Annotated in this window: 6 protein-coding genes; all 6 read right to left on the bottom strand. The window is 45.5% G+C overall.

The genetic code is table 11. From position 1 onward, the window contains the following. Positions 1–586 precede the first annotated feature (586 nt). Complete coding sequence (locus tag GON05_RS12340) at positions 587–1,414, bottom strand: carbohydrate ABC transporter permease (protein ID WP_127455989.1); 828 nt, start codon at positions 1,412–1,414, stop codon at positions 587–589. 74 nt (positions 1,415–1,488) lie between these two features. After that, on the bottom strand, positions 1,489–2,445 hold the full coding sequence (locus GON05_RS12335) for an ABC transporter permease (protein WP_157319432.1): 957 nt from the start codon (positions 2,443–2,445) through the stop codon (positions 1,489–1,491). A gap of 179 nt (positions 2,446–2,624) precedes the next feature. Beyond that, a complete protein-coding gene (locus tag GON05_RS12330; protein ID WP_157319431.1) occupies positions 2,625–4,442 on the bottom strand; it encodes a cache domain-containing sensor histidine kinase in 1,818 nt (605 codons plus the stop codon). After that, positions 4,439–5,455 carry a response regulator gene (locus GON05_RS12325; protein ID WP_157319430.1) on the bottom strand — a complete coding sequence of 339 codons (1,017 nt, stop codon included), beginning with the start codon at positions 5,453–5,455 and terminating at the stop codon, positions 4,439–4,441. Before GON05_RS12325 ends, GON05_RS12330 begins: the two co-directional genes overlap by 4 nt. Before the next feature lie 105 nt (positions 5,456–5,560). After that, positions 5,561–7,123 carry an extracellular solute-binding protein gene (locus GON05_RS12320; protein WP_157319429.1) on the bottom strand — a complete coding sequence of 521 codons (1,563 nt, stop codon included), beginning with the start codon at positions 7,121–7,123 and terminating at the stop codon, positions 5,561–5,563. A gap of 120 nt (positions 7,124–7,243) precedes the next feature. After that, positions 7,244–9,553 carry a glycoside hydrolase family 95 protein gene (locus tag GON05_RS12315; protein WP_157319428.1) on the bottom strand — a complete coding sequence of 770 codons (2,310 nt, stop codon included), beginning with the start codon at positions 9,551–9,553 and terminating at the stop codon, positions 7,244–7,246. Between the last annotated feature and the right edge of the window lie 28 nt (positions 9,554–9,581).

Genomic DNA, 9,581 nt, shown 5'->3' with positions numbered 1-9,581 from the left:
TCAAAATTAACCTACGTATACGCAAAGTGGCAGTCGGTTTCGTTCATTTTAACTATTCTAACAAATTAAGCCCGTTTTCGCGTTCAAGCGGAACTGCAGGGCCTTATTTGACCGCCTAATCCCGATTTCTTTAAGAAAACGACAAATAGAGGACGTCAGTTCCCCTCCACATGAAGAGGAGCCTATTTCGATGAAATAGCGACCTGTAGTTCCCCTCAGGGAGGAATCGCTGGAGCGATTAACAACGACTGTGACAACTATGTTGTATTTTGCGCAACCATTTGGCCGTAAAGGGGCCCCACTTCGCTTCTATATTGCACTCAATACAACAATTGTTGCATTTAAACCGCTTACAATTCACCTTTTGCAACAAATGGTTGTATGTTGTGCAAGGAAAGACCGCAATCGCAGTCTGACCACACCATTACGTTGTATGTCATGCAACGTAGCCCTTCAACTTTGCTGCACAGCCGTCTTTACAACGAAAAATATTTGTTTGAGTAGATTCGATACCATACTTTTAAAAAAAGCCCCTGCCAGGGGCTTTTTCTATAAATATACGTGTAACTTCCAGTAGATATAGAAACTAAGATTTAATCGAGCCAACCATCATCCCTTTAATAAAGTGCTTTTGAAGGAATGGATACACCAGCATAATCGGAATCGTCGCTATGACGATCACCGCCATTTTCAGCCCTTCCGGTGAAATGGATAACAGCAATTCCGATGAGACGTCGGCTGACCCCATGTTATCGGTGATAACAATTTCACGGAGCCGTACCTGCAATGGAATCAGGGATCTGCTGGTAATGTAGTAAATCGCTTGAGAATACATATTCCAGTTCCCGACGGCGTACATGATGCCCATCGTCGCCATGACCGGCTTCGACAACGGGAGAACGACGCTCCAGATCATGCGGAACTCGCCGCAGCCGTCCATTTTAGCAGAATCAAACATCTCCACAGGAAGAGTCATAAAGAATGACCGCATGACGAACAAGTTATAGGCACTAATTGCGCCTGGAATGATCAAGACCCACAGCGTGTCGAGCATATGCAGATTTTTTAGCAGCAGATAATTAGGAATTAGCGGCGCATGGAAAATCATCGTGAACAGCACCAGTAACAGCGCTGGTTTTCTGTAAATATATTCAGCTCGGGACAAAGGATAGGCCAAGCTTGCCGTTGCCATTAGATTAATCAATGTGCCGAAAACCGTAATGATGACACTATTTCGGAATGAGATCCAGATCGATGGGTCCTTCAGAATCATGTGATAATTTTCGAGTGTAAAACCTACAGGCCAGAATCCTACGTTTCCACTGTTAATCGCAACCGCATTGCTGAATGACTGTGAAATAACATTCAAGATCGGAAGAAACATCGTAAGGCCGATGACAAGCAGAAAAATCATATTAAATAGCTGAAATGCACGCTGTCCTTTTGTTAAAATCACGTTCCCTATTCCTCCTTATGACTGAACGCATGTTAGTACAAGCCGTTTCCAGTCGTTCTTTTACTCAGGGTGTTGCCAAGCATAATAAGCAATAAACCAATGACTGATTTGAAGAGTCCGATTGCCGTTGTATAGCTGTATTGACGGTCTATAAGACCGGCGCGGTAAACGTAAGTATCCAGGATTTGACCATTCTCACTGTTTAGCGAGTTCAAGAAGACATAGACTCTTTCAAACCCGAAATCCAGAAAGCTTCCGATATGCAATAAGAACAAAATTGTAATAGTAGGCAAAATGGAAGGAACCGTAATCGACATCACCTGGCGGAACTTGCCTGCCCCATCGATTTCAGCCGCTTCATAGAGGTCCGGGTTAATGCCCGCGATTGCAGCCAAATAGATGATCGTGCCCCATCCGCTATCTTTCCATATCCCTGAGGTAATCAGAATCGAACGAATATAGCTGTTTTCACCAAGAAAATAAATAGGCTCAATATGGAACAATCCTAAGACGTGATTGATAATGCCTGTCGACGGCGACAAAATGCCAATCACAATCCCGCCAACAATGACCCAGGATAGAAAATGCGGCATGTAGATGACCGTCTGCAGCAATCTTTTATACCCATTGAACCGGATTTCATTTAACAGCAGCGCGAGTATAATTGGTATGGGAAACGCAAAAAGCAAATCGTACATGCCGATCAATAGTGTGTTTTTTAAAATGGTAAGGAATTCATCATAAGCGAACATCCGTTTAAAGTGTTCCAAACCAACCCATGGACTGCCGGCTATCCCTTTAAAAATGTTGTAGTTTTGAAACGCAATGGTCGAACCGAGCAAGGGAATATATTTAAAAATGACAAAATAAATAAGTCCCGGAATTGAAATGACATATAAAGGCCAATGTTTCATGACAAAAGCTCTTTTCGCTTTTCTCGATGCAAAGGTATATACAGTCTGTCCTGCCGAATCTGTCTTTGAAGCCATGGTCGTCTTTCCTTTCTGTCCATCTGAATGTTTGATGGTCTCATCATACTATGGTCCCCAGAGTCAAACCATGGAGAAACTTCGTTTCTAGGTGTGTTTTTCAACAATCTGAACACAAAAAAAACCTTGCCGCAGGCAAGGTCCATACAAGATATTCCAGTTCTACGTATAGCGTTATTTCAACCATTTTTGCCCCGAGCTGAAGCAGGCATGACCATGATAAGTTTGGTCCCCTTCTCCACTTCGCTCTCGATCTGCAAGCCATACTGCTCGCCGTAGACCATCTGAATACGCCGGTGGACGTTAATGATTCCGATACCGCCGATCCCTTTTGAAGAACCATTCTCCTTATCCGCAAGCTGGTTTGTGTGCAGTTTCTCGCGTAACTCGTCCAGCCTGGCCTCGCTGATACCAAGACCATTATCTTCAACGCTCACCCAGAACTTATCCTCATCCTCACCGGCATCGATGCGAATATAATGATAGTCCTCGACACCGTCTGCAAAAGCATGCTGAAAAGCATTTTCAATCAACGGCTGCAGGGTTAAACGAACCATGCTATTCAATAAATAATCTGGATGAATGCTTACATCTACTTCGAATTCCCGTCCGATGCGATGCTTCAGAACGACAAGATAGAACATGACATGTTTTAACTCATTGGAAACGGTTATCTCTTCCAGATTGGTTTGCACGGAATAACGCAGCATATACGCAAGCGCTTTGACGATTTCATAGATTTCCTTCGAATCTCTTATGACCGCATAGCAAACAATCGTTTCTAGTGTGTTATATAAAAAATGAGGATTAATCTGCAGCTGCAAAGATTGCAGCTCTGCCTTCTGGCGTTCCATCTGGCTCTTCTGATCGCTGAGTTCGGCCTGGTATACCTTATCTACCAGCTCTGAAAGGCGCGTCACCATCAAGTTGTATCGGCTCATCAGCTCCGCAATCTCATCCCGATGCTCCGGAAGCGGAATTTGGACCCAGTTCCCCTGCTCGGTTTGACGCATGGCACTTCTCAAGATGCGAATCGGCCCTGTGATCGATCTTCCGAAGCGGAAGGCGATCCATAGCGCGATGCCCAGCGTAAAACAGCCGACAACGATCGTCGTTGTCCGAATCGTATCACTCGGTTTGCGCAGCTCATTCACCGACATTGCAACGACCAGGCGCCAATCGCCGTAGGTGGACCGGCGGCTCATGAACATCTGCGGCTTATCGTCAATTGTCGCCATGAAAGCGTGAGGACCGGCCTCTAGCACCTGACTCCGTATAGCTTCGGGCAGCTCCGTGGCTGTCTTGTCCGTATCCGGCTGATACACATACTTGCCATTATCATCGGTAATAAAAAAGTAGCCGTCTTCCCCCAAATCTATGCCTTTCCACAATTCTGAAAGCTCAGCCGCCCGTAGCTCCACAACAAGAATCCCTTTGGGTTCCGTTGAGGATAGTCCACGAATCTGTCGGACCAGCGTTATATTTTGTTGTCCTGACAGAATACTGTGATTCAATATACTCAAGCTGCCATCCGGTTTCGTATTACTTTTGAAAAATTCCAGCTGTTGCTGAGCTTCTTCCTTATTGAAAGATCCCCCAACGGAATCATTATAGAAATACATCGCATTTTGATTAAAGCTAATCATATAAATATTGGAAATTTCTGGATTACGCGCAAATGCCGGCTCAATGATAAGTTCCTTAATAAACTTTCTCGCCTCATAATAGGGATAGCCTGTTTCCCCCTCTGGCAGGTCAACGAACCGTTTGACATCGTTGCTGCTCAATAACGAAACCATGGACCGCTCATAACTTCGAATATACAGGTCCGTATGGTGCGCTGCGTTCCCTACCACCTGCGTTAACTGCTTCTCCACAATTTGATCAAGCTCATTGGAAGAACTCCAGTATGAAAACACGCCGACACTCGTCAAAGAAATCATAATGACAACGAAATAGGATAAAAATAGCTTCGGATATAAATTGAATTTTTTCATTTCATCCCCAACGATTCCCGATAATCCGAGGGAGAAATACCAAAGACTTTCTTAAATGTTTTTGTAAAATGGGGGTAATCATCGTAGCCTACTTCTGCCGCTATATCCACTGTTCGTTTATGAGGAATTGCCAGCAGCTCACGAGCTTTCTCCATTCTTTTATTAATCCGGTAGCTGACGAAGGTTTCATTGCTCATTTTTTTGAACAAGGTGCTGAAATAGTTCGGGGTAATCCCGACCATATCGGCAACTTCTTTTAATGAAATATCCACTGACAAATGATTATCTATATAGGTTTTGGCTTCCTCCATAGGGTCCTTGAAATTGCCTCGGCGGACAACCAAAATATCCATCATAACAGTTTGCAGTCGTTCCTCAAATTCTTTAAATAGCTCCGCCTTGGAAGTTGAGCGGAAATCTTCGGTTAAATCCGCGCTGATCACACGATTTTTCTCTTGAAATTGCTTGTGCAGCAGCACGACCGCATCCAGGAGCTGACCTTTCAACTGAGCCGCAGATAAGTGGGAGCAATCTTCTTTCAACTCCTCCATAATCTTCTGCAATTCTTCTTCCTGCAGCAGCCAAATGCTGTTTTCTATTCGTTCAACCCATTCCACATAGCGGGACACAGGGATATACCCTTGTGATTGCGATTTCATAATGATGTCAAAGACATCATGCAGATCCGGCGGTGTAACCGGCTTCAGCAAATAGTGCTTGACCCCGTAAGACAGACACTTTTGCGCATAGTCAAAATCACTGTAGCCCGAAACAACGACCATCATAATATGCGGATATTTCTCGTATACGTTGCGGCAAAGCTCTAAGCCATCCATTTTGGGCATTCGAATATCCGTTAGAAGCAGGTCCGGTTCGAACCGAGTCATTTGCTCCAGAGCATCAAGTCCATTCACCGCGGTTTCAATTTGTTGAAACTTGTGGGTATAGCTCTGGGCCATCATCATTAAGCCGCTGCGAATTACCGGTTCATCATCTACAATTAACAATCTCATGTTGTTAACGCCTCCACTTCTAACGTTTATCGAAAAATGCGCCTAAGAAAAAAGAGACTTGTCCACCCATTGCGGGGACAAATCCTTTTTTCCTGTGAACTGAACTTAGTTTTTATTGTTGGAAACGATAGCCCCATTGCCACTCTTATAACGCTCAGTCGCTTCTTTCAGGATATCGTTGCCGCCTTTTGTTTTGTACTCCTCAATCACTTTCGGCCAATCGGAGATCGGTTCCTTGCCGTAAATCATCTTAATCATATGGTCAATAATTAATTTAGGTCCTACATCATCGCCTGCTGGCGCTACATCCGGATATTTCGAGAACGATTCAAGCTGCGGTACGAACCGGATAGAACCCAAACCTTCTTTGGAAACAATCGTATCCAAGTACTTGATCATGTCGCGTCCGTCCGCAGACATTTCTTCCTTGGCTTTATTGTACACTACATCGTGTACAAACCAGAACATACCGCGGAATTGATCTTCCTCAATCGCAGAGGTTTCTGTTGGAGGCGTAAATTTAATGGCGCCATTCTCTGTTGTATAATTTTCACCTTCAATACCGAAGGAGAAATATTTCTCAGCTTCCGGAGTCAGCATCCATTCCAGGAACTGAATAATCCGAATCGCTTTTTCCTTCGACACTTTATTATTAATGTAATAAGAAGTATTAATGCTGGAGTAGAGCAAATGCCCGCCGAAGTTTTCCGGTCCGCGAGGGGAGGAGATAATCTCAATTTTCCCATCAGGCACAAGGTTCTTCAGTTTGTTACGGTAACCGGACAAGCTTTGGGCATTCGCTGACCACATGCCTACCTTACCAGCTTCGATATTCTTATTATAGTCGGTTGAGCTGATGGATGCGAAATCTTTTGGAATTAAGCCTTCATCAAACATAGTCTTAAAAGTTTGAAGCGCTTTGGTCATGTTTTCCACATCGAAAAACTTCGGTACAACTTGATCTCCCTTGACTTCAAATTGAGCAGGCAGCACGTCGAAGGCTCCTAGAATCGTATCTGCGTATTTGAAGTTTTCACGCATTTGGTACGGGTTCTCTATCCCATTGGCCTTCAGCGCTCTCATCACGGTCATGAACTCATCCACGGTTTTCGGTGCAGGCAGTCCTGTTTTTGCAAGCAGATCCGCTCTAATGAAAGTCGCACGGCGGGAAGGATTGGAAAGCCACGAAGGAATACCGTAGATTTTACCGTTAAAACTGGTCTCTTGCCATGCTTCCTTTGGCACCGCTTTCATGATGTTTGGAGCATACTGCTTCAACAAATCGTCCAAAGGCATGAAGACCCCGGCTTCAACAGATCCCGACATCCCTTTGGTCGTAGCTCCCCCAACATTTTGGACAAGATCCGGAATATCGTTGGAAGCAAACATCAGGGACATTTTTTGGTCAAAATCCTTGAGAGGAATCATGCGAAGGTCCAGATCTACATTCGTAAGTTCCTCCAGTTTTTTCACCCATTTTTCCTTATTCACATCTGCACTTTGCTCCGCATATTTGTAACCGCTTGTCGTCATGGACATGGAGAACTTTTGAACTTCATCTTTTTTGGCTGTTTCGCCAGACTTTGGATTTGTTGCTCCGCCGCCGCAGCCCGAAAGCGCGCCAGCTGTCAAAATCATGGTTAATGCGATAACCATCCCTTTTTTCATTCGTTTCTGCCCCATTCTCTTATCGTAATTATCCAACGGAATTGGATATCTCCATCTTACCCTTCCTTGGATTGATGAGGAATGTGTTTTTTAACAATGGTGTTGTGTTTGTGTTAACACTTATTGTGCAATCACACTATAAACGCTGCCCTGCTGCACCTTGAAGCTCGTTGTCTGTTCCCCATTGGAACGGGCGATTTCCTGATCGTTCAAGACAACGACGACAGGCGATGAGGTGCGAATTATACAATGACCATCCGTCGATGCCTGAATCGTCGCTTCGCTTAATTGCCCTTTTTCCCAAGCTAAATCTACGACATACCCGCCTTGTGCTCTCAAACCTTTGATCGAACCCGATGCCCAATCGCCAGGAAGAGCCGGCAGCAGATTGAGCTCACCCATATGACTCTGAAGCAGCATCTCGGCGATACCTGCGGTTGCTCCGAAATTCCCGTCAATCTGGAATGGCGGATGTGCGTCAAATAAATTCGGATACGTAGACTTCTCAAACAGATTCAACACATAAGCAAGCGCAGAGTCACCATCTCCGAGCCGTGCGAACATGTTAATGATCCAAGCGCAGCTCCATCCCGTATGGCCGCCGCCGTTGGCCAGCCTGCTTTGCAGCGTCAACTTTGCGGCTTCGGCCAGATCTGGCGTTGTATGAATGTCAATCTGTTTGCCAGGATGAAGCGCGAATAGATGAGATATGTGCCGATGACCAGGCTCAGCTTCCACGTATTCCTCCATCCATTCCATTAACTGGCCATTCGCTCCGATTTGCGGCTGCGGAAGTTTTCCCATCCGTTCTGACAGTTCATTACGGAAGACTTCATCGCATTGCAAGAGATGACTACTTTTGATGCAAGCTTCGAAGAGGGCATGCACGATCTGCGAGTCCATCGAAGGTCCCATGCATAGCGTACCTCGGAGCCCATTTGGCAAAATGAAACTATTTTCCGGAGAAATAGAAGGACCTGTCACCCACGTTCCATCTGGGGCTTCCGTTAAATAATCCATGAAAAATTCCGCAGCCTCTTTCAACACAGGATAAGCCCGCTCACGCAAGAATTCCGTATTCCCTGTGTAAGCATAGTGCTCCCACAGATGGAGGCTGAGCCACGCTGCACCCATCGGCCAAAGGACACTTGTTGCGAGGATGCCCTCAGGACGAGTTTCAGCCCATATATTCGTATTGTGATGGGCGACGAAACCTCTGCAGCCGTAAAGCGTCTTCGCCGTTATTCTCCCTTTGACACGCATTCTTTCAACCATATCAAACAGCGGTTCATGGCATTCCGATAACCCGCAAACCTCAACCGGCCAATAATTCATTTGAGTATTAATATTGATCGTATATTTCGACTCCCACGGAGGCGTGAAGCTATCATTCCAAATCCCTTGCAGGTTGGATGGCAGACTTCCAGGACGGGAACTCGCAATGGTCAAATAGCGGCCATACTGAAAGTATAACTCGGCAAGCCGCTTTCTATGCTTCGGATTCCCCTCCACTACAGCTTTCATGAGTTCGTCCGTTGCCAATGGCTGCTCCTCATCCGAGGCTGACAAGCTAAATTGAACACGGTTAAACAACGTTTGGTAATCATCGATGTGTCTTTGTTTTAGCTGCGAATATGTGTAAGCTCCTGCTTTCTCCAGCTGCTGCAAGCAGGCCGTCTCGGGATCAGCCTCTCGGAAGGTACTGCCCGCTGCAAACAAAAGCGTTACTTCCGAAGCGCCCTCCACGGAAATAAAATCACCAAACGTCTGTATCACGCCGTCTGGAGATTTTGCTTTGAGCACTCCGCTAAACTCCACACCGTCTCTGCCGCATTCCCCGTTCATGACAATGCTGTCCGAGGTCCGTGCATAACTATCTCCCTCATAAGGACGTCGATTTAAATTCACACAGAAGGTTAGACCGCCAGGCTTGCTGCAAGTCAAATGAATCACCATCACCTGATCCGGATAGCTTGTAAATATTTCTCTGTTATAAGTTGTTTCGCCAACATGAAAGGCTACCCGAGTTATCCCTGTCTGCAAGTCCAATTCACGCAGATAAGCATGGACATCCCCTTGCAAATCCGTGAAAAACAACTTCATCTCTCCAAGAGGCTGATACGGATTATAATATTTGGGCGTAGAAAACATAGACATCCTGGTCAGATAGGTTGCCTTCTCCACATCCCCGTCAAACAACAGTTTGCGAATATGTGGGAGCTGCTGCAGCGCATCGATATTTTCTCCCTCTTTTGGTCCGCCGTACCAGATGGAGTCTTCATTTAGCTGAATTTTTTCCTCCTTGACCTGGCCAAAAACCATTCCACCCAAGCGGCCGTTCCCGATCGGCAATGCTTCCGTCCATTGTTTTGCAGGCTCCCGGTACCATAATTTGAGCTCCTTATTTTCCCCAGCTTTGTGAGTTTTCATAATGACTCCTTGTCATAATCGTTTTTTT

It is taken from the genome of Paenibacillus anseongensis (assembly GCF_009757995.1).
Lineage (GTDB): Bacteria > Bacillota > Bacilli > Paenibacillales > NBRC-103111 > Paenibacillus_E > Paenibacillus_E chondroitinus.
This window is presented reverse-complemented; position numbering and strand designations above follow the sequence as displayed.

What these genes read in the sequence shown, in the direction of transcription:
- GON05_RS12340 (WP_127455989.1), bottom strand. Translation starts at nt 1,414, where the DNA reads ATGATTTTTCTGCTTGTCATCGGCCTTACGATGTTTCTTCCGATCTTG.
- GON05_RS12315 (WP_157319428.1), bottom strand. Translation starts at nt 9,553, where the DNA reads ATGAAAACTCACAAAGCTGGGGAAAATAAGGAGCTCAAATTATGGTAC.
- GON05_RS12320 (WP_157319429.1), bottom strand. Translation starts at nt 7,123, where the DNA reads ATGAAAAAAGGGATGGTTATCGCATTAACCATGATTTTGACAGCTGGC.
- GON05_RS12325 (WP_157319430.1), bottom strand. Translation starts at nt 5,455, where the DNA reads ATGAGATTGTTAATTGTAGATGATGAACCGGTAATTCGCAGCGGCTTA.
- GON05_RS12330 (WP_157319431.1), bottom strand. Translation starts at nt 4,442, where the DNA reads ATGAAAAAATTCAATTTATATCCGAAGCTATTTTTATCCTATTTCGTT.
- GON05_RS12335 (WP_157319432.1), bottom strand. Translation starts at nt 2,445, where the DNA reads ATGGCTTCAAAGACAGATTCGGCAGGACAGACTGTATATACCTTTGCA.